Annotated in this window: 20 protein-coding genes; 3 read left to right on the plus strand and 17 right to left on the minus strand. The window is 70.7% G+C overall.

All coding sequences use genetic code 11. The features are described 5' to 3' along the window. Nucleotides 1–140: 140 nt before the first annotated feature. The 13 genes from ruvX to P3T39_RS37595 form a co-directional block, all read right to left on the minus strand. Nucleotides 141–638, minus strand: coding sequence for a Holliday junction resolvase RuvX (gene ruvX, locus P3T39_RS19260; protein WP_280699367.1), 498 nt, complete (start codon nt 636–638; stop codon nt 141–143). Then, nucleotides 638–3,307: an alanine--tRNA ligase gene (alaS, locus tag P3T39_RS19265; RefSeq protein WP_280699369.1), complete on the minus strand. Its 2,670-nt coding sequence runs from the start codon at nt 3,305–3,307 to the stop codon at nt 638–640. Before alaS ends, ruvX begins: the two co-directional genes overlap by 1 nt. Next, a complete protein-coding gene (locus P3T39_RS19270) occupies nt 3,307–3,774 on the minus strand; it encodes a DUF6167 family protein (protein ID WP_280699370.1) in 468 nt (155 codons plus the stop codon). The genes alaS and P3T39_RS19270 overlap by 1 nt, the downstream gene beginning before the upstream one ends. A gap of 2 nt (nt 3,775–3,776) precedes the next feature. Beyond that, on the minus strand, nt 3,777–4,253 hold the full coding sequence (locus P3T39_RS19275; RefSeq protein ID WP_280699372.1) for a DUF948 domain-containing protein: 477 nt from the start codon (nt 4,251–4,253) through the stop codon (nt 3,777–3,779). Between the two features lie 889 nt (nt 4,254–5,142). After that, complete coding sequence (gene lanKC / locus P3T39_RS19285; protein WP_280699374.1) at nt 5,143–7,698, minus strand: class III lanthionine synthetase LanKC; 2,556 nt, start codon at nt 7,696–7,698, stop codon at nt 5,143–5,145. Nucleotides 7,699–7,735: 37 nt separating this feature from the next. Next, nucleotides 7,736–9,400, minus strand: coding sequence for a daptide biosynthesis intramembrane metalloprotease (mpaP, locus tag P3T39_RS19290; protein ID WP_280699376.1), 1,665 nt, complete (start codon nt 9,398–9,400; stop codon nt 7,736–7,738). A gap of 108 nt (nt 9,401–9,508) precedes the next feature. After that, on the minus strand, nt 9,509–9,670 hold the full coding sequence (locus tag P3T39_RS19295) for a daptide-type RiPP (protein WP_158515584.1): 162 nt from the start codon (nt 9,668–9,670) through the stop codon (nt 9,509–9,511). Between the two features lie 104 nt (nt 9,671–9,774). After that, nucleotides 9,775–10,956, minus strand: a complete 1,182-nt coding sequence (mpaC, locus tag P3T39_RS19300; protein WP_280699379.1) for a daptide-type RiPP biosynthesis dehydogenase — start codon at nt 10,954–10,956, stop codon at nt 9,775–9,777. Then, complete coding sequence (gene mpaD / locus P3T39_RS19305) at nt 10,953–12,224, minus strand: daptide-type RiPP biosynthesis aminotransferase (protein WP_280699381.1); 1,272 nt, start codon at nt 12,222–12,224, stop codon at nt 10,953–10,955. The genes mpaC and mpaD overlap by 4 nt, the downstream gene beginning before the upstream one ends. Continuing rightward, a complete protein-coding gene (gene mpaM / locus P3T39_RS19310) occupies nt 12,221–13,036 on the minus strand; it encodes a daptide-type RiPP biosynthesis methyltransferase (protein WP_280699383.1) in 816 nt (271 codons plus the stop codon). The genes mpaD and mpaM overlap by 4 nt, the downstream gene beginning before the upstream one ends. Beyond that, nucleotides 13,033–14,031 (minus strand): daptide biosynthesis RiPP recognition protein, encoded by a 999-nt coding sequence (mpaB, locus tag P3T39_RS19315; RefSeq protein ID WP_280699385.1) that lies wholly within the window; start codon nt 14,029–14,031, stop codon nt 13,033–13,035. The genes mpaM and mpaB overlap by 4 nt, the downstream gene beginning before the upstream one ends. After that, a complete protein-coding gene (locus P3T39_RS19320; RefSeq protein WP_280699387.1) occupies nt 14,028–14,954 on the minus strand; it encodes an LLM class flavin-dependent oxidoreductase in 927 nt (308 codons plus the stop codon). Before P3T39_RS19320 ends, mpaB begins: the two co-directional genes overlap by 4 nt. A 520-nt stretch (nt 14,955–15,474) precedes the next feature. Further along, complete coding sequence (locus tag P3T39_RS37595; RefSeq protein ID WP_348534359.1) at nt 15,475–16,599, minus strand: ISL3 family transposase; 1,125 nt, start codon at nt 16,597–16,599, stop codon at nt 15,475–15,477. Nucleotides 16,600–16,604: 5 nt separating this feature from the next. Here P3T39_RS37595 and P3T39_RS19335 point away from each other — a divergent pair, with 5 nt between their 5' ends. Next, nucleotides 16,605–16,844, plus strand: coding sequence for a hypothetical protein (locus P3T39_RS19335; RefSeq protein WP_280699707.1), 240 nt, complete (start codon nt 16,605–16,607; stop codon nt 16,842–16,844). Between the two features lie 485 nt (nt 16,845–17,329). On the opposite strand, the gene rpsD is transcribed toward P3T39_RS19335, so the two are convergent. Both rpsD and P3T39_RS19345 read right to left on the minus strand, forming a co-directional pair. After that, nucleotides 17,330–17,944 (minus strand): 30S ribosomal protein S4, encoded by a 615-nt coding sequence (gene rpsD / locus P3T39_RS19340; protein WP_280699389.1) that lies wholly within the window; start codon nt 17,942–17,944, stop codon nt 17,330–17,332. A 372-nt stretch (nt 17,945–18,316) separates the two neighbouring features. Further along, entirely contained in the window at nt 18,317–19,666 is a 1,350-nt protein-coding gene (locus P3T39_RS19345) for a replication-associated recombination protein A (protein WP_280699391.1), read from the minus strand. A 115-nt stretch (nt 19,667–19,781) separates the two neighbouring features. Between P3T39_RS19345 and P3T39_RS19350 the strand changes: the two genes are divergently transcribed. Beyond that, nucleotides 19,782–20,282, plus strand: a complete 501-nt coding sequence (locus tag P3T39_RS19350; RefSeq protein ID WP_280699393.1) for a VOC family protein — start codon at nt 19,782–19,784, stop codon at nt 20,280–20,282. A 40-nt stretch (nt 20,283–20,322) separates the two neighbouring features. Here the strand turns inward: P3T39_RS19350 and ppk2 are convergent, their stop codons facing one another. Continuing rightward, a complete protein-coding gene (ppk2, locus tag P3T39_RS19355) occupies nt 20,323–21,156 on the minus strand; it encodes a polyphosphate kinase 2 (RefSeq protein ID WP_280699395.1) in 834 nt (277 codons plus the stop codon). A 222-nt stretch (nt 21,157–21,378) separates the two neighbouring features. Here ppk2 and P3T39_RS19360 point away from each other — a divergent pair, with 222 nt between their 5' ends. Further along, nucleotides 21,379–22,275: a LysR family transcriptional regulator gene (locus P3T39_RS19360; protein WP_280699397.1), complete on the plus strand. Its 897-nt coding sequence runs from the start codon at nt 21,379–21,381 to the stop codon at nt 22,273–22,275. A 224-nt stretch (nt 22,276–22,499) separates the two neighbouring features. Here P3T39_RS19360 and P3T39_RS19365 read toward each other — a convergent pair whose 3' ends face one another. Further along, nucleotides 22,500–23,015, minus strand: coding sequence for an N-acetyltransferase (locus P3T39_RS19365; protein WP_280699399.1), 516 nt, complete (start codon nt 23,013–23,015; stop codon nt 22,500–22,502). Nucleotides 23,016–23,108: the final 93 nt, after the last annotated feature.

A 23,108-nucleotide genomic window follows, 5' to 3' on the forward strand; every position in this document is an offset into this window, starting at 1 on the left:
GGGGCCCGGTGGTGCCGGGGCGACAGCCGGGGGGTGGTTTACGGTTGGGTCCGGGGGCCATATCGGCCGGCACACTCCGGCGGGGGGCCCGGGGCGCCCGCGCCCCCCCGGGCCCCCTCAGGGACGCTAGACCAGGCCGGTCAGATCAACGGCTCGACGCTCTCTCCCGGGGCACGGCCACTCACCCGCTCGGTCTCAAGTGCGCTCTGCAGGATGACCACCGCCGCCGCCTGGTCGATGACCGAGCGGCCCTTCTTGGAGCTGCGCCCCGAGGCCCGCAGCCCCTGGGCGGCGGTGACCGTGGTCATCCGCTCGTCCACCAGACGGACCGCCACCGGCGCGACCAGCGCGGCCAGCCGCCCTGCGTACGCGCGGACCTTGGCCGCGGCCGGGCCCTCCTTGCCGCTCAGCGAGCGGGGCAGGCCCACCACGACCTCGATCGCGTCGTACTCCTCGACGATCTCCTTGAGCCGCGCCTGGGACCGGCCCCCGGCGGGGACCGTCTCCACGGGCGTGGCGATCAGCCCGTCGGGGTCGCAGGACGCGACCCCGATCCGGGCGTCGCCGACGTCCACGGCGATCCGGCGGCCCCGCCGGAAGACCTTCGCGGACCCCTCGTCCATCGGTGCGGCTTCCATCAGTTGGCGCGCTCCGCGACCAGGGCGCGGACGGCGGCGATCGCCTCGTCCACGGCGGCCGGGTTGGTGCCGCCGCCCTGGGCGACGTCGTCCTTGCCACCACCGCCGCCGCCGAGGGTCTTGGCAGCGGTCCTGACCAGCTCGCCGGCCTTGACGCCGCGTGAGCGGGCGTCCTCGTTGGTGGCGATCACGGTCAGCGGACGGTCGTTCGCCACGGTGAAGGCAGCGACCACGGCCGGGCGCGAGCCCAGACGGTTGCGGACGTCCAGGACCAGCTTGCGCAGCTCGTCCGCACCGGTGCCGTCGGCCACCCGGGCGGAGACCACGGCGACACCGTGCACGTCCTCGGCCGACTCGGCCAGACCGGCGGCGGCCGCGAGGACCTTCTCGGCGCGGAAGCGCTCGATCTCCTTCTCCGCGTCCTTGAGCTTGGCGAGCATGCCCGAGATCTTCTCCGGCAGCTCCTCGGGGCGGCCCTTGACCAGCTCGGTGAGCTGGGAGACCACGGTGTGCTCGCGGGCCAGGAACTTGTACGCGTCCACACCGACCAGCGCCTCGACCCGGCGCACGCCGGAGCCGATCGAGGACTCGCCGAGCAGCTTCACCAGACCCAGCTGGGCGGTGTTGCCGACGTGCGTACCGCCGCACAGCTCCTTGGAGAAGTCGCCGATGGTGACCACGCGGACCGAGTCGCCGTACTTCTCGCCGAACATCGCGATGGCGCCGGCCTTGCGGGCCTGGTCCATCGTCATGACCTCGGCGGTGACGTCCAGTTCGCGGGTCAGCACCTCGTTGATCTTCTGCTCGACGTCGGTGAGCACGCTGCCGGGCACGGCCGCGGGGGCACCGAAGTCGAAGCGGAAGCGGCCCGGGGCGTTCTCCGAACCGGCCTGGGCGGCCGTCGGGCCGAGCGCGTCGCGCAGCGCCTGGTGGGTCAGGTGGGTGGCCGAGTGCGCACGGGCGATGGCCCGGCGGCGGTCCACGTCGATGGTGGCGTACGCGGAGGCACCGAGCACGACCTCGCCGAAGAGCACCGAACCGGAGTGCACGGTCACACCCGGCACCGGCTGCTGCACATCGCGGATCTCGACGACGGCGCCGGAGTCGAGACGGATCCGGCCCTGGTCGGCGAGCTGGCCGCCGCCCTCGGCGTAGAACGGGGTGCGGTCGAGCACGATCTCGACCTCGTCGCCCTCGGTCGCGGCCGGCGCGGGCACACCGTCCACGAGCAGGCCGACCACGGTGGCCTCGCCCTCGACGTTGGTGTAGCCGGTGAAGACGCTGGCGCCGGACTTGTCGGCGACCTCGCGGTAGGCGGCGACGTCGGCGTGGCCCATCTTCTTGGCCTTGGCGTCGGCCTTGGCCTTGTCCCGCTGCTCCTGCATCAGGCGGCGGAAGCCGGCCTCGTCCACCTTGAGGCCCTGCTCCTCGGCCATCTCCAGGGTGAGGTCGATGGGGAAGCCGTAGGTGTCGTGCAGCTGGAAGGCCTTCTCACCGGAGAGCACCGCGCCGCCGGCCTGCTTGGTCTCGGTGACCGCGGTCTCCAGCAGGTTGGTGCCGGTGCGCAGGGTCTGCAGGAAGGTGGTCTCCTCGGCGACCGCGACGGTCTCGATGCGCCTGCGGTCCGCCTCCAGCTCCGGGTACTGCGGGCCCATCGCCTTGATGGTGACGTCGGCGAGCTCCTTGGCCACCGGCCCGGTGGCGCCCAGCAGGCGCATGTTGCGGATGGCGCGGCGCAGGATGCGGCGCAGCACGTAGCCGCGGCCCTCGTTGCCGGGGGTGACGCCGTCGCCGATCAGCATGATCGCGGTGCGGAAGTGGTCGGTGACCACGCGCAGCGAGACGTCCGACTTGTGGTCCGCGCCGTACGCGTGCCCGGTGAGCTCGGCGGCCCGGTCGAGGATCATGCGGCTGGTGTCGATCTCGAAGAGGTTGTCGACGCCCTGCAGGATCGCGGCGAGGCGCTCCAGGCCGAGACCGGTGTCGATGTTCTTGCTCGGCAGGTCGCCGAGGATCTCGAAGCCGTCCTTGCCGTCGCCGTGGCCGCGCTCGTACTGCATGAAGACCAGGTTCCAGATCTCCAGGTAGCGCTCGCCGTTGACGGCGGGTCCGCCCTCCTCGCCGTAGGCGGGGCCGCGGTCGTAGTTGATCTCCGAGCACGGGCCGCAGGGGCCGGGGACGCCCATCGACCAGAAGTTGTCCTTCATACCGAGGCGCTGGATGCGCTCGGACGGAACGCCGATGACCTCACGCCAGATCTGCTCGGCCTCGTCGTCGTCCTGGTAGACGGTGATCCAGAGCTTCTCCTTCTCCAGGCCGTAGCCGCCGTCCGCGACGGGAGAGGTGAGCAGCTCCCAGGCGAACTTGATGGCGCCTTCCTTGAAGTAGTCGCCGAAGGAGAAGTTGCCGCACATCTGGAAGAAGGACCCGTGGCGGGTGGTCTTGCCGACCTCTTCGATGTCCAGGGTGCGGACGCACTTCTGCACGCTGGTGGCGCGCGTGAAGCTGGGCTTGACCTCGCCGAGGAAGTACGGCTTGAAGGGCACCATGCCTGCGTTGACCAGCAGCAGGGTGGGGTCGTCGGCGACCAGGGACGCCGACGGAACGACAGTGTGCCCGCGCTCCTCGAAGAATCGCAGCCAGCGGCGGCGGATCTCTGCCGACTCCATCAGTGGTCCTTCCGGTTGGGTGTGCTGCCCGGCAGCTCTTCGAGCCGCCTGGGCGTTGCATCAATGGCTTGTGGGGTGGTGCCTTGGGGGGTGGTGCGAAGACTGTCGGACGAGGGCAGGGCGGCGGCCGGGGAGCCCGGGGCCGCCGAGATAGCTCGGTACCGGGGCTCGCCGCGCAGCGCTCGACCGTCAGTCACCCGGTGGGCGCCGATACGGCGGCGCGGCGGCTCGACCACGGCGGTGCCGTCGAGGCCGAGGTCGGACTTCAGCTGCTCCTCGCGCTCGGCCATCCCGGCGCGGACGTCGGCGGCGAAGCGCTTGGCCGCGTCGCCGAGGTGCAGGGCGCTGCGGGCGGCGGTGCCCGACAGGCTGTCCGGAGTGAGCCGGTGGACGGCCTCGTTGGCCTTGTTCATGGCCCAGACGGTGGCGCCGGCGCCGACCGCCATCCAGAAGATACGTCGCACCATGGTCAGCCCCTCACGGCTCGGCGGACACGGGAGAGCAGGCCGCTGCGCGGCGCGGTGGCCGCACGGACCTCGGCCCGGATCAGCCGGGCCAGTTCCTCCCGCTCGCTCGGCTGCTGCGGAACGCTCGGCCCGGCCTGCTGACGGCCGACCGCCTTGCGGACGCCGTAACTGAACGCGGCGACCTTGACCAGCGGACCGCCGATGGTGGCGGCGACGGTGGAGGAGAGCGCGTTGGCGTTGGCCGCGGCGTCCTGGACGTTGGCGGTGATCTCGTCCACCCGCTCCAGCTGCTCGTTGGCGCTGCGGACGGCTGCGCCCGCGTCTACCAGCAGCGGAACGGCCTGCTCGGTCACGGCGGAGACCAGAACGGTGGCCTCCTTCAGCACCCGCGAGAGCCGGACCAGCACCACCGCGAGCAGGGTGACCAGGACCGCCCAGAACACAGCCACCAACAGGCCGGCCAGCTCTCCCACGGACACCTTGCGCGCTCCCTCGCCTTGCAACTTCCTCAAAGGGGAACCCTACCGTGATCACATGCACTTTCCCGACCGGATTCCTCCTCCGGCAGATCCTGGTCACAGGTCGGCCGTCCACGGGCAATCGGGTACGCCTCAAGGGCGCGAGGCGCTGCTCGATCGACTGCGTGCGCGAAACGGGAGCTACCGGAGAGCAGGGGGCAACTCGTTGTCGGCGGCGGCTGAACCGAACCGTGACCCGCTTTGGGTCGGGCGGGTTCTGGCGTTTGTCGCAACACCCCCTTGATCATGATGGGCGTGTTGATGGCAAGACGTGGACGCAAGCACAGGCTCGGTCTTGAGTCGGAGTACTGGCGCTTGCGGCCACGCCAAGGGCGGCCGGTTGCCCGATCTGGACTTCAACGTCCAACGGCAGCATTCGCCTCGGCCAGGTGGCCCGCGGTTCGGTCGTGCTCGGGACCGCGTGCGGTGATCTGAAGGTCGGCATCGCCGCGGGCACCGCCGTCTGGCTCGACGTCAACTCGGGCTCCGGGCAGGTGCGCAACACGCTCCCCGTGCCCGAGACCCCAGAGGAGACCGAGGACACCGCCACTAGCGCCAGGCCCAGGCCCCCACCCGCACCCCCGGTGGCCTGCCCATCCCGCCCGGTCCGACCGTCCACACCCTCCAGGAGGGGCTCTCCCTGGCCGCCGGCAACCGCGGGGCCCTGCTGCTGTGCCGTCCCAGCAGCAAGTACTACCGGCGCCGCGACGTCACCTACGTCCCGGTGACCGGCCTTCCCGGCGCCGCGGGCCCGCAGGGTGCGGGGTGCACGCCCGGGCGGCCAGCCCATGCGAGCGAGGAGTCGGCCCCGCGGACCGTGCTCGGTGAGTCGGCTGCCCGAGGGCGCGGTTCATCGGCGGCTCTCCAGAAACGGCAGGGTGGTGCTACCGGCGCCCAGCGCGGCGTCGAGGGCGAGGAGCACCCCGGCGGATCCGGTGCCGAAGTCGTTGGAGCGGCGCAGGGAGTGCTCGCCCAAGAACTCCGTGTGCTGCCCGGTGCGGACGGCGTGCCAGTCGAAGGCCGCGAGGTGGCGGCGCAGGGCCTCAGTGTCGTCCGCCGTGCCGCGATGCAGCTGCCGTAGCGCCACGACGATGCCGGCACGACCGGTGAACAGGCCGGCCCGGGGATGGAACTCCATGGTCAAGGCGGTGCGGCTGCGTTCCAGTGCGCGGGTGAGGCGGGGGTCGGGGCTGGGCAGGTGCGGCAGCAGCCGGTCGGCGACCAGGGCCGGGCCGGCGCTGCCGACACCCAGGTACGGCACACGCCGCCGTGCTTCGGACGGCTCGTCGGATCTGGGTCCGGGTTCGGTGAGGCCGAGGTCGGCGAAGTCGTGGCGGAGGGCCTCGGCGGCGGCCGGCAGCAGGGAGCGGTCACCGGTCTCCTCGGCGAGGCGCAGCAGGAAGAGCGCCGCGCCCGAACGTCCGTGCAGCAGTCCAGGCCGTGATGCTCCGGTGATGCCGCCGGCCAGCTGGTCACCGAGTGCCCGGGCGCGGACGAACAGTTCCTTCTCGCCGGTGCACCGGGCGAAGTGCAGCAGGGCCAGTCCGATGCCGGCGTGTCCGGCGAACAGGCTGTGGTCGAGGTGGTCCAGCCCGGAAGTGACCACTCGTTCGAGGATTTCGCGGGCCCGGTCGGTGCGGCCGAGCCGGTGCAGGGCGAAGGCGATACCCGTGAGGCCGTCGTAGAAGCCGAGGCGTGGTTCGGCTATGGCGTGAACCGCGTCGTCCAGCCAGCGGATGTGGGCGTCGGGGATGTCGACTCCGGTTTCGGCCAGGGCCCACAGCACCCCGGCCGCACCGTGGGCGAAGGCTGCTCCGCCGCCCGGGACGGTGAACTGCTCGATGTCCCCGGGGAAGAGGCGGTCGCTGCGGTCGGGGGTCGCACTGCCCAGGATGCCGCCGACGATGGCCTCCCGCAGCGTGGGCCAGGTCGCTGCCGAGGGTTCCGACGGCTCCGTGGGTGCCTGCCGGGTCCGGTCGGTCACCGTCGGTCCGACTTCCTGCCCGATGCCGAGGTCACGACGCACCTGCTGCTCGAAGTCGTCGGGGACCGGAAAGCGGGCTGTGATGAGGGAAAGGAGCTGGTCCAGCTTCTGCGGTGAGTGGTCGAGCAGGGCGGTCATCGGAGCGAAGAGGGCTATCCGCAGGCAGCCCAGGGCGTAGCGGTCCAGCGCCACACCGCGGTAGTGGTTCGGGGCGCGGAACCCGGGGACACCGATGACCTGGGGTGCTGCGGCCGCAATCGGAGTGGCGGTCTCCAGGTCGATGAACGCGACGGTGCCGTCGGGCCGGACGAGAACGTTTCCGGGGTGCAGGTCACCGAAGACGACGCCGCGGTCGTGCATGGCGTCTATCGTCTGCTCGGTCTGCTCGAGGATGTCGAGCGCCCAGGCGGTGTACCGGCGGCCGCTTCGGTCGTCGAGCGTGCCCTCCACCCATGGATTGACCATGCCGCCGCCGCGGCTCAGCGCGATCCCGTCGACGAGTTCACGCGTGAGGTAGTAGTGCTCGTGACCCTTGCGGTAGTCGATGAGCTCCGGAACGGCCGGGATCCCGGCCAGCGTCTGCAGTGCCCAGCGCTCCTGCTCCAGGCGGGTGACCGCGTCCGTTCCCTGGGCGTCCAGGCCGGCCAGCGGCCGGGCTTCCTTGACGAGAACGGTGCGACCGGTCGCCAGTTCCGTCGCCTCGTAGACTCCGCCGCCGTTGGAGAAGTGCAGGGCCCTGCGCACCGCGAAGGGCAGACCGCGGGTGGTGCCGGCGCTGCGGGCGGCCACGGCCTCGTTGAGGCATTCCGGCAGGGTCACCCAGGCGGGCGGGTGGAAGCCGGGGCCGCGCCTGTCGGGCACCAGGCGACCGTCCTGATCCTCGATGCAGGGGATCTGCCGGCCGCGTGCGTCGGTGATGCTCCGTAGGACGAAACCGCCGTAGCGCACGTACAGGGGGCCGTTGCGCCAGCGCAGGTCACTGAGGATGTAGGGCCCCGGCTCGCCGTCGAGCAGCTCGCCGAGTTCGGTGAGAGTGGTCGTGAACTGCTGCTCGTCGAGCGGGTAGACGGTGATGAACTTGCCGCTGCTGCTGCGGTCGCCGTACTTGCTGTTGCGGTTCGTGAGGATGTGGGGGTTGCGGATGAACTTGAAGGGGATCCGCCGGGCCTCGCAGAAGGCGCGGGCGGTCGCCAGGACCGGTTCGGCCCGGTCCGGCGCCGTCGAGACGTGGATCTTCCACCCCTGCGACGGAAGCCGGCAGCCCTGGGGGGCGTGGAAGGACCAGTGGGGGTTGAGTTCACGTGTCCAGCCGTCGGGAAGCGGCTCGCGGGCAGCAGGGTAGTCGGCCGCCGCATGGTCCTGTGACGGGAGGTCGAAGTACGGGCTGTCCGGTTGGCAGTGCTGGATGTAGTGGAGGAACACCGTGTGCTTCCAGGGTCAGGTCGGGTGGCGGAGCGGCTCAGCGCCAGCAGGGAGCCAGATAGGTGTCGTACAGCCAGTGGGCCAGCGTGCTTTTCCCCGGCGTGAGTTGGGCGCTGCCGGTGCGGTCCGACGGGGCCCGGGTGGTGGTGAGCGGGTAAGCGGTGGCGGGCAGCGACAGGGTGGTGCTGGTCATGGGGGCGAATGCGGAGAGCGGCGCGGTGGTGGCCGTGCTCCGCTCGGACCCGATCACGGCCTCGCCCGTCGTGGTGTGTCGCATCAACCCGGCGCGGTAGAGGTGTACGGCCGTTCCCGCGTGGATGGCGGAACGGTCGGCCGAGGGCGGTAGGAGCAGTTCCAGCTGCCCGTCGTCGCGTACGGTGTAGCCGCCGGCCACGGTGCAGGGGATGCGGACGAACAGCAGGGCGCAGACCACGGCGGCTGTGAACGCGGTGGCCGACAGGGCGATCCGCCACCGGGTGGCGCCGGCCGTGCGGGCTTCGGCGGCCGTGCGCACCGCGCCGCGTACCAGGAGCCACATCAGGTAGCCCGATGCGCACACCATCAGGATCGCTCCGGCGGTGCCCATCCGTTGGAGCAGCGAGGCGAAGGTGCCCAGCGCCGGGATCACGATGAACAAGGGGGCGGCCATGCAGACGAGGCCGAAAGGAAAGGCCCACCGCAGCTGCGGCAGCTCCGGTCGGTACCGGCCGCCGTAGAGCAGTCGTGCGATCCGGTGGCGGGCGTCGGTCATCGCCCGGTCACGCAGGTGCGGGATGTCCAGGTGGCTCATCAGGGCCAGGTAGCCGTCCAGTCGGACCACCGGCAGCAGGTTGACCGTTCCGGCGAGGTAGCCTGCCGCGGCGAACAGCAGCAGCCCGTCCTGCCACCGGCCCGGCGGCGGAACGAGCGCGGCCAGCGCCGCGGAGCCGGCGATGACCCACTGGGTGGCGATGCCGGCCAGGGCGACCCGGACGCGCTGCTCGTTGCGGGACAGCCGCCAGCCGTCGGAGACGTCGCAGAAGAAGGCGGGCGAGAGGTAGAACAGCATCACGCCCATGCGGCTCGGCCGTCCGCCGTAGTAGGCGAGGACCGCCGCGTGGGCGAGCTCGTGCAGTGCGCTGGCGACGAGCATGGCGACGATGACGCCGGCGTACACGCTCAGCGGCAGTGGTCGTCCGAGGACATCGGAGAGTTCGGGGCCGAGCGCCGCCAGCGCAGCCAGGCCGCCGGCGGCCAGGAGCGCGCCGATGACGCCCCACCGCTTCAGCCCCAGGAGGGCCATGGCGGGAAGCACTCCGGACAGCAGCCGCTGCGGGTGGACGACGGTCAGCTGCACGGTCAGCGGCGGTACGAACTTCAGGCGGGGAACCCGCCGGGGCGCACTGCGATTCGTGTCGGCACCGCCGTGGAACACCTTGGCCACAATCAGTCTGCGCACAGCGGTATCCACCACGGCGGTGGTCCAGCGAGCGCCGAGGACGGCAGCCAGTTCCTCGTGTCCTCTGGTGCCGTCGGCGGCCCGGGCCAGGTGCGCCAAGTCGGCCCCCACCCGCAGGTAGTGCTCGCCGCGTTGGATGATCCACGGTGCGTCCGCGCTGGTCGGCGGATGGACGGACACGTTGTCGGCGAGCCGGGGGCGGCTGATGTACTCGCTGTCCGTTCCGTTCCCCTCCTGCGGGGCAACGGCGGTATCGCTGGTCAAGGTCTCTCCCTCACGTCGCTCCGGGACCTGGCCGCAGCCGAGGTGAGGAGCGGGTGCCGGGATACGGGGAAGGCTCCCCGCGTCCCGGCACCGCCTGGTGTCATGCCATCAGGTCGCGACGATGACGCTGCCGATGCTGACGGTCGCAACGCTCCAGACGGCGTTGCTCCAGTTGAACGGGGCGTCCATGCCCTCGAGCTCCTGCATGTCAAGCTCCAGGTCCTGCATGCCCAGCTCCAGCTCCAGCGAGCTGTTGATGTTCTCCTGCATTGTGTTCTCCTCCTCTCCGACGGTCGGGGACGGTCAGGGTCGTCCGGTCCACATCCGTACGCGGTGGTGGACCGGAAGCTTTCGTGGTGCGCCGCTCGGGCTGCTCAGTGCGCCCCGGGCTCGGGTGTGCGCACGGCGTCCCCGAGCACTGCCCGGACGTCTCCGAGCGTCAGGCCGCCCAGGGCAGGCAGTCCTGCTCCCCAGGCGCGGACCGTGCGCTGTGCGATCGCGTCCAGGTCGGCGGGGTGCGCCGTCAGACGGCGCTCGACGCCCCAGTGCTCCAGCAGAGCGGCGATGCCGGCCGACGGCTCGGCGGGCAGCGGCCGCGGGGCGGCGGAACGCAGCCCCTTCCACAGACGTTCGAGTCGTTCGGCCGAGCCAAGTCGCCGATCACCGGCGGCAGTACGCTGGAACAGCGTCGGGAGCAGGGCCGCGACGGCCGTCATCTTGCGGACACCGAGGGCGGTGGACAACTCGTTGGCGATGTACCAGCCCCGCAGGGCGAAGGGATCGCGGTCCAGCTGCAGCCAGTCGCTGTGGGTGAGGGCACTGATCCTGGCCACCGCTCCGCGGACCTGGTCTCCCGGGCCGTCCCCTACGGCCCGGTAGCCCAGGATGAGGAGTTGGGCGGCGACCGTCACGGCGAGCGCGTCCTCGACCGGACGGTCCTGCAGGTCGCCCACGTAGACCCCGGCTACCCGGAACAACGCCTCCAGTACGCCCTCGACGACGAGTTCGGCGGGCAGCCCGGCCGTGGCCAGGTGGTCGAGCACGGCAAGCTCCGGTGCCAGCGAACGGCCTGCCACCAGCCGCTTGCCCTGCGCGGTGCGCAGACAGGCGACGCGACTGACCTCCGCGCCGGTGCCGAGCGTGGTGGGAACGGCGAGCAGCGGCAGGGGCCGGGCCCTCTCCCCGGGCAGCAGGAGCAGCCCGCTGCGCTGCGGAGCGGTCAGCCGGGGAAGCACACCGGGGTCACCTGCCAGTGCGGTCGCCAGCTTCGCCTGGTCCAGGAGGCTTCCCCCTCCGACGGCGGCGACCAGCCGGCCAGGGCCGTGCCGCAGGCGGTCGGCGAGTTCGGCGACGGACTCCAGAGCGCCCGGCCCGTCCAGGGGGATCACCTCGTGGACCGGCAGGGCCCGGGAGACCAGCGCGGCGATCGCGCTCCCGGTGAGACGGGCGTCGACGAGCAGGACCGTGGAGGTCCCGGAGGCCCGCCGGGCCGCCCACTCGGTGAACTCCGCCGCGCTGTACAGCACTCGGGTGGGCTGCTGCCATCCGCCGGTCACCGGCCGCCTCCCGCCGATGTGCCGAGGCCTGCGAAGAACGTCTCGGCGCCGCGGGCGACGCAGTCCAGCAGTTCGTCCAGGTCCTCGTCGGTGTAGATGAGCGCGGGGATGAGCTGGACGCCCTGCGGGCCGGGGTGGACGATCGCGCCGGCCTCCCGGATGGCCGCCACCAGGTCGGCGACGTTCTCCGCCGTCAGGGGCCCGCCGCCAGGCGCACCAAAGCCGAGGTATCGGAAGCAGCCGACGCCCTCGGTCACGGTCAGCAGGGGCAGTCGGTCACCGAGGGACTTCAACTCCGCGTCCAGACGGGAGGACAGGCGGTGGCTGAGTGCCTCCGCGTCCAGCCGCCGCATCTCCTCCAGCGTCGCCAGAATCGCCGCGCAGGTCATCGGAGTTCCGGCCTGGGTCTCGGCGTGGACGAACACCGCGTCGGCGTCGGTGAAGGCCGCGTCGACCCCGCGGGCGACCAGGACCGCGGCAGCGGCGCAGGTGCCGTTGGTCAGCGCCTTGGAGAGGATCAGGAGATCCGGCTGCCGGGGCCACCGGCTGGAGGCGAAGTACGGGCCGGTACGGGCGAAGCCGGTGGCGACCTCGTCGGCGACGAGCAGGAAGCCGTGCTGCTCGCGCAGGCGCAGCAGCTCCGCAAGGAACTCCTCGTCGAGCGGCACCGCTCCGTTGCCCAGCACCGGTTCGACGACCACGGCGGCGATCTGCCCGCCCTGACGGGCGAACAGCGCGTTCAGCTCGTCGACCGCGTTGGGACTGACGTGGCGGATCAGCCGCTGGTCCACCCCGTACATCCGCTGCCCCATGTCACCACCGGAGAGCGCGAAGCCGCCGAAGGTGAGGCCGTGGTAGCTCGTACGGAGACCGACGACCAGGGTTCGCTGCGGCTCGCCGCGCAGGGCGTGCAGCTGGCGGGCGAGCTTCATCGCCAGGTCGTTGGCCGCACCGCCGGAGGTGGAGAACAGCACCCGGCTGAAGTGGTCGCTGCCGCACAGGTCGACCAGTGCCTCGGCGGCCCGGCGGGCATAGGCGTTCTCGTAGCGGAACACACTCAGGTACGACGCGTCGCGGACAGCCCGGGCGATGGCGTCGGCGATGACCTCGTTGCCGTAGCCGAGAGCGGTGTTCCACAGGCCGCTGGATCCGCAGAGCAGTTCGCGGCCGTCCGCGAAGCGCACCCGCACCCCATGGGCCGAGACCGCGCACAGCTCGTCACGGCCGTGCCGGCTCGGGGCGAGCAGAGAGGGCCACACGGCGTTCATGCGGCGACCTCCGCGACGAGCAGCACGTCGTGGTGGTGGCTGCCGGTCGGCGGGAGCGGCTGGCAGTCCGTCAGCACCAAACCGGCCTGCGCCAACTCGGCCTCCAGCTGCGCCACCGGGAAAACCCCGATCCGGGTGGTGCACACCGTGATCGGAGGCTCCGCCGTCTCGAGGGGATGCGGGAAGACAGTGACCGTGCGCACGTCGGCGCCTTCGGTCCAGTGCTCGTACATGCGGAACCGGGTGCCGTCGGCACCGTCGACGTCCATCACCTGCTCGGTGGTGGAGCTGCCGAAGTCCTGCACGTCCACCGCGGTGAGCAGGAACTTCCCCCCGGGAGCGAGGTGACGGCGGACGCACCGGTAGAGGCCGGCCCGGCCGGTCGCGTCCAACAGCGAGACGGAGGTTGCACCGAGCACGATCGCTCCGAACTCCCGGCCCAGGTCGAAGGCGCTCATGTCGCCGGGGACGACGGTGCAGCGACTGCGTCGCGCGACGGGTACGGTCTGCAGGCGCTCCTCCAGGATCCGGATCATGCCCGGCGCCAGTTCGAGGGCGGCCAGCTCGCGCCCCAGGGTGAGCAGTGGCATCGTCAGCCGGCCCGAACCGGCGGCCAGTTCGAGGATGGGGCCGACGGTCGAGCGCAGCGCACCGACCAGCTCGCGCACTTCGAGGGGCGAGCTGCCTGCGATCGCGTGGTAGACCGACGCGCCCGCCTCGTCATACAGGTCGTGGAGCACGGCCTTGTCGCCGAGTTCGGCCAGCAGCGCACCGGCCTGGCCGGGAACGGCGGCCCTCAGGTCCGCACTCACAGGACGACCCCCGCCCGCTCGAAGAACTGCTGCACCTTCAGGAGCGCGGCCCGCTGGGCGTGCTGAGCGGCCGCCTCGACCGATCCCTGGCAGAGGAGCAACTCGGCGAGTTCCCCCGCAGCACGGTTGAGTTCGAACAGCCGGGATCCCTCGGAGGTGTAGAGGTAGGCGGATTCGTCGGTCCACAGCACCAGGTGCCGGGCCGGTGTCCGAACCGGTTCGGCGATGTGGTTCTCCGGCCGCAGGCGTCCACCGAAGCCGGAGACGCGCACCCGCAGGACGCCGCGAGATCGCAGGTCCCGCAGCGCGTCCACGGCCAGGAGGTACTCGGTGAGCCACGGCCGGCTCTCCAGCGCCGCGGCACGCCGCGCTTCGGGGACCGCGGTGGCGAGGGTGACGGCACAGGGGTGCACGCCGGCGGCGTTCGCCTGCTGCCAGACGGCTTCAAGGTCCTCCAGGTCGTCGCCCAACCTCCCCAGCGCCGAACCGTACGGTGAGACCGTCACCTCGCCACCGGCCCGGATGTAGAGCCGGTGCCGTGGGCCGGCTCCGTCCAGCGGCGCGCCCAGCCCCGGGAGATCCGCGAGCAGCAGCGCGGGATTCGCCAGGAACTCGGCGAATTCGCCCTTCTCACGAGCGGTGTCGGCGTCCCCCAGCCACACCTCGAAATCAGCTTCGTCCGCAATGCGGGCCAGCGTCGGCCCGATCACTGAAACGTACTGGCTAATACTGTAATTCTGCACCTGGAGATAGAAGTCGTCCCCCAGGGACGCCTCGGCGTTGCACTCGCGGAAGGACCCGCCGTAGCCGACCAGATTTTCGCCGAGGTCCATCCGGTCGCCCGGGGCGAAGATCCGGTGGTGGCGGTCCTCGGACTCCGCGCCGACCATTTCCTTCACCTCCCCGACATGCCGGAAGTCCTCCAGGACAATGACCCGGCCCGGGCCCCGGCTGCCGGTGGCCCAAGCCATCAGATCGCGCATTTCACCGCTCATCGCGTTTCCTCCATGCCACTCAGCGCAGTGACGATCGTCTTGATCTGACGCATGGCCGCCTGCGGCCCCCGGACATTCGCCACACCGGTCACATTGATGACCACTTCATCCACGCCGGAATTCCAGAAGGTCTTGATCTGCCCCACGAGCTCATCGACCTCACCCATCAGGAAGGCACCGCCCTCGATCAGGGATCGCGCATTCACCAGGGGGTCGCTGCTGCTGACGTCGATTCCGGCGCGCTTCAGCATGTCGGCGTAGTGCGGCGCCTGCATGTGCGAACCGCTACTGGCCACCACGACGGCCTCGACGTCCTGATCGGGCAGCGGCAGTGCCATCGGCACCATCGCGACCACCCGTGGAAGGGGGCGGCCCACCGCCTCGGCCCCTTCGCGCAGGGCGGGAAGCACCGTCTCCCGCAGATAGGACGCGGGCGTCAGCCAGGTGATGGCGGCATCCGCCACGCGGCCGGCGAGACGCGCCATGCCCGGTCGCAGCACCCCGAGCCCGACCTGCACCTCTGGCGCGGGGGAGGGCGGAAGAGCGCCTTCGCAGTGGTAGTACTCGCCGCTGAAATCGAGCAGTTGGCCCTGCAGCAGTCCACGGACGATGGTGACGTACTCCTCGGCTGCGGTCAGCGGGCTGGCGTAGGGCTCACCGCGCATGGCGCGCTGCAGGGAGGGCCTGCCGGGACCGAAACCCGCGAGCACCGAGTGCCCGGTGGAGAGCGCCAGCGAGCGGGCCTGCATGGCTGCTTCATAGGGGTGACGCAACGGCATGAGGCTGACACCCAGCCCCGTCGGCACGCCGAAGCCCGTACCCGCCGCATGTGCGAATCCCTGGTGTGCCTCGACCGCCAGCGACTGCCCCTGCCACAGACGCGCAGCCCGGGTCCAATGCACCAGCGCCGCGTATGTGGCCAACTGTTCGGGCCGTCGCGGCACAAATGGAACTAGGATCGAGAACGATGGCACTGAATCACTCCGGGCATGACTGAATTACTCCGGGCATGAATGGATCGCCTGCCGGTTCGGGTCGGAGAACCGGGAATGACGGACCACAGGGCGGCAACGTACGAATCGATCCGACACCGACCGAACCGGGCGCTCACAGCGCACGGCAGTCGGCAGCCGTTCTCCCCTGGCGGGCTATTTCAGCCGGCATCAGCGCCAGGATTCAACGAAAGAAACAGTTGCGGAGGGCGGGAAAAATGACCCGCTGCCCTGTTGAATGAACGGTGAAGGCTTGTCATCCGCCTCGGCGGACGACTACCGGCCCGAAGGATGCGGCAGAGCCGACTTCTGGTACGAGCTGCATCGGATACCCCCGTGAACAGATGCATGCATAACAATGATCAGACGTTAGCACACGCCTGCGATCATGCTGAAACGGCGCCCTCCAGCTTTGGCTTCATCTCTGAACTTTCTCCCCGACTCCGCCACATCAAGGCCCGGGGCATCCCTGGTACCGACAGCCCAGGGCGGCGGCAGCGGACAGGATCCCGCCCACGAACCATCGGTTCGCAGGGAAGGGACTTCCCCTCGATGTGAGTACACGCCCTGCCGGGGGCGGCGGCGCGGGCGAACCTGCGCACTGTGCCGCGGGCCAGGCCCAGCCGGCGGCTGATCTCCCGCCCGGACAGACCCTGATCGAGGAGAGTGTGCACGGCCTGGTGCCGCTCGCGGGTGCGGTCCGTGTATCGGTGGGCGCCCCGGTCCGCTTTCGCCGTTGTGGTGATCTTCTCCAGTTCGGCGAGGGCTGCCGCGGATTCCTCGGGGGTGGGGACGTGGGCGGGTTCGCGCAGCTGGGTGGGGTGTCGGGTGACGCAGCGTTCCACGGCTTCGGTGAGGTTGTGGAACAGGTGCCCACGGTCAGCGACCTGGACGCGTTCGGTGCGCCGAGGCGGGCGCCTTCGGCGTAGCCAGTGGCGCGGTCTCGGCGGATGACCTCGACGCCGGGGTGCTCGGTCAGCCAGCGGGCGGGGGTGGCGGCCTCGTGGTCGGGCAGCAGGTCGACCGGACGGCGGGTCTCGATGTTGATCAGCACGGTGCCGTAGACGTGTCCTTTGCGCAGGGCGAAGTCGTCAACTCCGAGCACTCGTGGTGTCGTTGTCTGCGGGTCGGGCATCGCGCGGATCAGCCGCAGCAGGGTCGAGCGGCTGACCTTCGAGCTGAGGGCGTCGGACAGTCGGGCGCCGGCTCGGCCGGCCAGCATCAGCGCCACCGCCTGCAGGATCGTGTGCAGCCGCAGGCTCCGCCGCCCGTGGCGGAAGGTGAGCCCGGCGACCTGCTCGACGAATGTCGCCTGGGGACACGATGCCGTGGGGCAGCGGAAGCGTCGGACCTGCAGCTTCACGACCACCCGTCGGCCACCGACTGCCGAGTCCGCCAGCCGGCACTCGTACCGGCTGTGGACCCGACGTGATCTGGCGCCGCAGGCCGGGCAGAGCGCTTCAGGCGCACACGCGCAGGCCGCGACGGTCACGGTGTCGCCGCCGATCCCGATGTTCGCTATCTCCAGGTCGTCCAGATCCGGGAACAGGACTGCCTCAGCATCCAGGTTGTTCACGGCCATTGATCATCACGGATGCGGCACTGATCGAGCCGGAGAGCATCGAAAGTGATCGCAAGTCGTTGGTGTCGTTCGTCAACGGGATCGGTTCTGATCTTGGGGCGGTGGTGTCGGGGTTGAGTCTGTTGTTCAGCTCAGGGGCGGTGGAGGGGCAGGTGAACCGGATCAAGATGCTGAAGCGGCAGATGTTCGGCCGCGCGGGCCTGGACCTCCTGCGCAAGCGCGTGCTCCTTGCCGCGTGACCGGCACCCGGTCCGCCCACGGTCGGTGACGGTCCGTCATATCAGCACGGAAAGTGATCCAGAACCTCGATTCACCCGTCGCCGACACGGGGAACTGCGCGAATCGGAAGGTACCAGTGCCCACTGGCCCAATTGCAGAGCAAGTTGCACCGCTTCACCGGGAAGTCACGAGGTGCTACGAGCGCAGTGGGTCCAGCTGACCGCAGTCGTCTTCCGAGTGCGCGGCCCGGGCCAGGGCCGGGCTGACCGAGCAGGAGTTCGCCGAGGCGTTCGAGCTGGGGGCCGGTCTCGATCTGGACGCGGCGGTCCACCGGGCGCTCGGCGGCGGACTTCCGGGCCCTCCTGGCGAAAGCGGGCTGCCGGGCCCGCGTCCGGTGCCGCCGTGGCCGGTGCCCGCCCGCTGAAAAGGGGTGAGCCCCCACAGCCCGAAGGCTGTGGGGGCTCGGTGCCGCAGTGCCCGAACGAATCGGGACCGCGCTCGCGGGTCAGCGCGAGTAGTACTCGACGACGAGCTGCTCGTCGCAGACCACGGGGATCTCACGACGCTGCGGGGCGCGGTCCAGGCGGAAGGCCAGGGCCTTGAGGTTGACCTCGAGGTACTTCGGGGTCTGGCCCTCGCCCGCGTTGCCACCCTCACGGGCGATCTCGAACGGGGTCTTCGTCTTGCTGCGCTCGCGCACGGTGACGACGTAGCCCGGCTTCATCTGGAACGACGGCTTGTTGACCTTGCCACCGTTGACCTCGATGTGGCCGTGGACGACCATCTGGCGGGCCTGGTAGATGGTACGGGCGATGCCCGAACGCAGAACCATGGCGTCGAGACGGGTCTCCAGCTCGGCGATGAGCGCCTCACCGGTCTTGCCCTCGACCTTCTTGGCACGGTCGAAGGCGCGAGCCATCTGCTTCTCGCTGAGGTCGTACTGCGCGCGCAGACGCTGCTTCTCGGTCAGACGGACCTTGTAGTCAGAGTTCTGCTTGCGGCCACGGCCGTGCTGGCCGGGCGGGTACGGGCGGGCCTCGAAGTACTTGACGGACTTCGGGGTCAGCGGGATGCCCAGCGCACGGGCAATCTTGACCTTGGGGCGCTTCTGGTTCGCCATGAACCAAACCTCTCTTGCTTTGCGAATACGGCTTCACCAGGTGTTGACGGAGGTCGCTCCTCGCGACCCGGAGAAAAACCACCCGGGGGTGATCAGCCGCTCTCCGAGGCCGGGCACAACTGTGCTTGCACACGTACGGCCCACCGCCGCCAGGATGGTGGGCTGCCCGCGACACCGAAACCGGTGCGCAACGCTCCTGAAACCCCCACGAGGGGAGCTTCGGGCCACTGTCCCGCTGGTGCGGCCGGTCAGTCGGATTCACACCCGCTGCCGTACCCGAGACATGGCACTCCGACCGAGTATACCCGCCGATCACCCACCCACCGAACCGTCGAGGAGCCACCCCGACCCCTCGGAGAGCACAGGCCCGGCCTACTCGCCCTTGAGCCTGCCCCTCGTCCACTCGACGGTGTCCGCGTAGCGCGCCTCGGCGCCGTGCCTGCTCGGGTGGTAGTACTCCCTGCCGTGCACGGAGTCCGGCGCGTACTGCTGCGCGGCGATGCCGCCCGGCAGGTCGTGCGGGTACTGGTAGCCCTGGCCGTGGCCGAGCTTGCCCGCGCCGCCGTAGTGCGCGTCCCGCAGGTGCGGCGGAACGGCACCCGCCAGCCCCTGCCGGACGTCGGTCAGTGCCGCGTCGATCGCCAGGTAGGCGGCGTTGGACTTGGGCGCCAGCGCGAGGGCGATGGCGGCGTGGGAGAGGATGATCCGCGCCTCCGGGAAGCCGATCATCGCCACCGCCTGGGCGGCGGCGACGGCGGTCGGCAGGGCCGTCGGGTCGGCCAGGCCGATGTCCTCGCTGGCGGAGATCATCAGGCGTCGGGCGATGAAGCGCGGGTCCTCGCCCGCCTCGATCATCCGGGCCAGGTAGTGCAGGGTGGCGTCCACGTCGCTGCCCCGGATCGACTTGATCAGGGCGCTGGCGACGTCGTAGTGCTGGTCGCCGTCCTTGTCGTAGCGGACGGCGGCCTGGTTGACGGCCGTCTCGGTGGTGGCGAGGGTGAGCGTCTCCTCGTTCTTCTCCAGTGCCGCACCGGCCGCCGCCTCCAGGGTGGTGAGCGCCCGGCGGGCGTCACCCCCGGCGAGCCTGACCAGATGGTCCTCGGCCTCGCTGCTCAACTCGACACTGCCCGCGAGGCCGCGCTCGTCCGCCACCGCCCGGCGCAGCAGGGCCCGGATGTCCTCGTCGGTGAGCGATTCGAGAGTGAGCAGCAGGGAGCGGGAGAGCAGCGGGGAGATCACCGAGAAGTAGGGGTTCTCGGTGGTGGCGGCGATCAGGGTGACCCAGCGGTTCTCCACGGCGGGCAGCAGGGAGTCCTGCTGGGCCTTGGAGAAGCGGTGGATCTCGTCCAGGAAGAGCACGGTCTCCCGGCCGGTCATACCCACGGCGCGCCGGGCACCGTCGATCACGGCCCGGACTTCCTTCACTCCGGCGGTGATCGCGGAGAGCTCGACGAAGCGGCCCTCGACGGCCTGGCTGATGACGTGGGCGAGGGTGGTCTTGCCGGTGCCCGGCGGGCCCCAGAGGATCACCGAGCTGGTGGCGGCGGGCCCTTTGGCACCGGAGACCAGGCGGCGCAGCGGCGAGCCGGGCTTGAGCAGCTGACGCTGGCCGGCGACCTCGTCCAGGGTGCGCGGGCGCATCCGCACGGCGAGCGGGGCCCGGCCGGGCTCCTTGGCCTGACGTTCCTCGGCGGCTGCGGTGAAGAGGTCCGGTTCGTCCACGCGTGAAGCCTATGCGAGGGCACCGACAGCCTCGCCCGATGCTTTAGTTCGAATTTGAACGGAAGCGGGCGTACGCTGGACACCACCAGCACGAACCACCCCGGGAGACCCGATCATGCCTGTCCGCCGCCTGAACCACGCGGTGCTCTGGATCCGCGACATCGACCGCTCGGTGGCGTTCTACACCGAGGTCTTCGGCTTCCGGGTCGACCACCTGATCCCCGGCCGGGCCGCCTTCCTCAGCGCGCCCGACAGCCTCAACGACCACGACCTGGGGCTGTTCGCGCTCGGCGCCGACGCCCCCGGACCCGAGCAGGGCCGGGTCGGCCTCTACCACCTGGCCTGGGAGGTCGGCACGCTCGGCGAACTGGCCGACCTCGGCGTCAAGTTGAACCAGCTCGGCGCCCTGGTCGGCGCCAGCAACCACCTGGTCTCCAAGTCCTTCTACGCCAAGGACCCCGACGGCAACGAGTTCGAGCTGATGTGGCGCGTCCCCCGCGAGGACTGGCCGAGCGCGGACTCCGGCGTACGTCCGGGCCCGCTCGACCTGGAGGAGTCACTGGAGCGCTGGGGCCCGGACCTGGCCACCGGCGCAGCCGCCGGCCAGTCCACCTGACCGGCACTGCCCGGTGCGCGGGGCCCTGAACACGGTCTAGCTAGGGCCGTTTGCGGGGTTTGCGCGCCGGCTCCTCCAGCCGCGCCGCATGGTCGGGCACGTACTTCTGCAGATCGCGCGGCGGGCGCTGGTACCCCTTGGACGGCGGCCTGGACGGCAGCTGGACCACCGGTTTGTCGATCTCCCGGTACGGGACGGTGGAGAGCAGGTGGGCGATCATATTGATCCTGGCCCGCCGCTTGTCGTCGCTCTCCACCACGTTCCACGGCGACTCGGGGATGTCGGTGTAGACGAACATCTCGTCCTTCGCCCGCGAGTACTCCTCCCAGCGGGTGATCGACTCGGTGTCCATCGGCGAGAGCTTCCACTGCCGCATCGGGTCCTCCAGGCGTGAGCGGAACCTCCGCTCCTGCTCCTCCAGGCTGACGGAGAACCAGTACTTGCGGAGCAGGATGTCCGCCTCGATCAGCATCCGCTCGAAGATCGGGCACTGGTGCACGAACTGCCAGTACTCCTCCTGGGTGCAGAAGCCCATCACCTTCTCCACCCCGGCCCGGTTGTACCAGCTGCGGTCGAAGAGCACGATCTCACCGGCTGCGGGCAGCTGCTCGACGTACCGCTGGAAGTACCACTGGCCACGCTGGCGGTCGGTCGGTGCGGGAAGGGCCGCGATCCGGGCGACACGCGGGTTCAGATACTCCGCCACCCGCTTGATCGCGCCGCCCTTGCCGGCCGCGTCCCGGCCTTCGAAGACCACCACCAGCCGGACGCCCTCGGCCCGCACCCACTCCTGGAGTTTCACCAACTCGCTCTGCAGGCTCAGGAGTTCCTTCTCGTACGCCTTCCTGGGAAGCCGCCCGGATACCGCCGCCACTGTGCCCTCCGCTCGCCGGATTGCCGATGAGCAATCACGCTACGGGCGTTTCACCGCACCCGCAGGTCGTGCGGATGCCCGGTCCTCGGGCCGAACTCGGGCCGCAGGCGGGTCGTGGGACCGGCAGCCCCCTGCACTGCCGGTACCGACCCGCCCAGCGGATGATCAACTGTGCCCTGCCCCGCCGCCCAGGTCCAATAGCCCTTTCCATAGCCTTGGGGCATGGATATCGACACCCGGCTGCTGCGCTACTTCACGACGGTCTGCGAAGAGGGTCAGCTCACCGCCGCAGCAGCCCGGTTGTTCATCTCCCAGCCGACCCTGACCAAGCAGATCCGACGACTGGAGAGCCAGCTCGGCGTACAGCTCTTCCGGCGCTCCCGGGACGGCGTGACCCCCACTGCCGCCGGGTGCGCGCTCGCCGCACACGCGGCGGCACTGCTGGCGGGCTGGGAGAACGCACTGCGGGCCACCCGGCAGACGGCGGACAAGGCGGGCGGCACGCTGCGGGTGGGCTTCGAGGGCAGCACCATCAACCTGGTGGGCCTGCGCACCATGGCGGAGTTCAGCCGCCGGATGCCGGGCTGGCAGGTGCGGATGCGCCAGAACAACTGGTTCGACCCCACCTCTGGGCTGGCCACCGGGGACATCGACCTGGCGCTGTGGCATGCCCCGTCCTCGACCGCCGAGGAGTTCGCAACTGCCAAGCTGGGCACGGAGGAGCGCTGGGCGGCCCTGTCGGTGGAACATCCGCTGACCGCCCACGAGGTCCTGGACTTCGCCGATCTGCTGGACGAGCCCTTCGTCGCGATCCCGCAGGAGTCGGGCGCCTGGCGGGACTACTGGCTCGGCGCCCAGGAACGCGGCGGCCGTCCGGCGCGGATCGCCGCGGTGGCGCACAACGCGGACGAGTGGCTGGCGGCGGTGGCCTGCGGGCAGGGCATCGGATTCGCCCCCGAGTCGATGCGGCGTCTGGCCTCGCGACCCGACGTGGCGTACCGCCCGGTCCGCGGACTGAGCCCCAGCCAGGTCGGCCTGTACTGGCTCCGCGACCAGCCGGTGACACCCGCGATGGCGGCGTTCATCCGCAGCTGCCAGGAGACCGTCCAGATCGGCTGAGGCCCTCTACGGCGCTGCGCGGCTGGCCACGCGCTCAGCCATGCAGCCCCCAGGGGCGCAGGGATCTGTTTGATCAACTGCGTGCGCGGCCGGCACTCTACGGAGGTGCAGGGTCGTTCGCGCGGTTCGCCGCGCCCCTTAGAAGCACGGTTCCCCGCACCCCTTGAAACCACGGTTCCGCGCCCACCTGGAAGCCGCAGTTCCCCGTGCGCCCATGAGCTGCTTCAGACGCCGTCGAACGGCGCCGGGTAACGGCACAGGCCGCGCGGCTTGCCGTCGTAGGCGCTGAGCGGCAGTGCCTGGAAGTACTCGTCGCGCACCGGGAAGGGCCCGGTGACCTCGTGCCGGGACGCGGGGGTGAAGCCGAAGCGGCCGTAGTAGTCCGGGTCGCCGAGTACCACCACCAGCCGCTCCCCCGCCGCGTCCGCCGCGTCCAGGGCGGCCCGCACCACCAGCCTGCCGACACCCTTGCGCTGCCACTCCGGCGCGACGGCCACCGGGGCGAGCGCCAGGCCCTGGCCCTGGCCGATCCGAAGGCGCGTCAACAGGGCGTGGGCGACGACGAGTTCGCGCTGGTCCACGGGGGCGACGGCGACCACGGAGAACTCGTCCACCCAGGACGGGTCACGGCGCAGCGCGTCCACCAGGTCGGCCTCGTCCGGGCCCGGGAAGGCGGCCATGTGCACAAGTCTGGTCGCCCGGGCGTCCGAGGGCTGCTCAACTCTGGTACGTACGGTCATGGTTGGTCCTTCGCGAGTCGCACACCGTTGTGGACCGGCCCCGGCCCGGTGTCGTCACACCGGGCCGGGGCCGTGAAGGTGATGCTACTTATT

The sequence above is a fragment of the Kitasatospora sp. GP82 genome, assembly GCF_029892105.1.
Classification (GTDB): Bacteria; Actinomycetota; Actinomycetes; order Streptomycetales; family Streptomycetaceae; genus Kitasatospora.

Excerpts from the sequence above, each read along its gene's own strand:
- ruvX (WP_280699367.1), bottom strand. The coding sequence starts at position 638 with ATGGAAGCCGCACCGATGGACGAGGGGTCCGCGAAGGTCTTCCGGCGG.
- alaS (WP_280699369.1), bottom strand. The coding sequence starts at position 3,307 with ATGGAGTCGGCAGAGATCCGCCGCCGCTGGCTGCGATTCTTCGAGGAG.
- P3T39_RS19270 (WP_280699370.1), bottom strand. The coding sequence starts at position 3,774 with ATGGTGCGACGTATCTTCTGGATGGCGGTCGGCGCCGGCGCCACCGTC.
- P3T39_RS19295 (WP_158515584.1), bottom strand. The coding sequence starts at position 9,670 with ATGCAGGAGAACATCAACAGCTCGCTGGAGCTGGAGCTGGGCATGCAG.
- mpaD (WP_280699381.1), bottom strand. The coding sequence starts at position 12,224 with ATGAACGCCGTGTGGCCCTCTCTGCTCGCCCCGAGCCGGCACGGCCGT.
- mpaB (WP_280699385.1), bottom strand. The coding sequence starts at position 14,031 with ATGAGCGGTGAAATGCGCGATCTGATGGCTTGGGCCACCGGCAGCCGG.
- rpsD (WP_280699389.1), bottom strand. The coding sequence starts at position 17,944 with ATGGCGAACCAGAAGCGCCCCAAGGTCAAGATTGCCCGTGCGCTGGGC.
- P3T39_RS19350 (WP_280699393.1), top strand. The coding sequence starts at position 19,782 with ATGCCTGTCCGCCGCCTGAACCACGCGGTGCTCTGGATCCGCGACATC.
- P3T39_RS19360 (WP_280699397.1), top strand. The coding sequence starts at position 21,379 with ATGGATATCGACACCCGGCTGCTGCGCTACTTCACGACGGTCTGCGAA.
- P3T39_RS19365 (WP_280699399.1), bottom strand. The coding sequence starts at position 23,015 with ATGACCGTACGTACCAGAGTTGAGCAGCCCTCGGACGCCCGGGCGACC.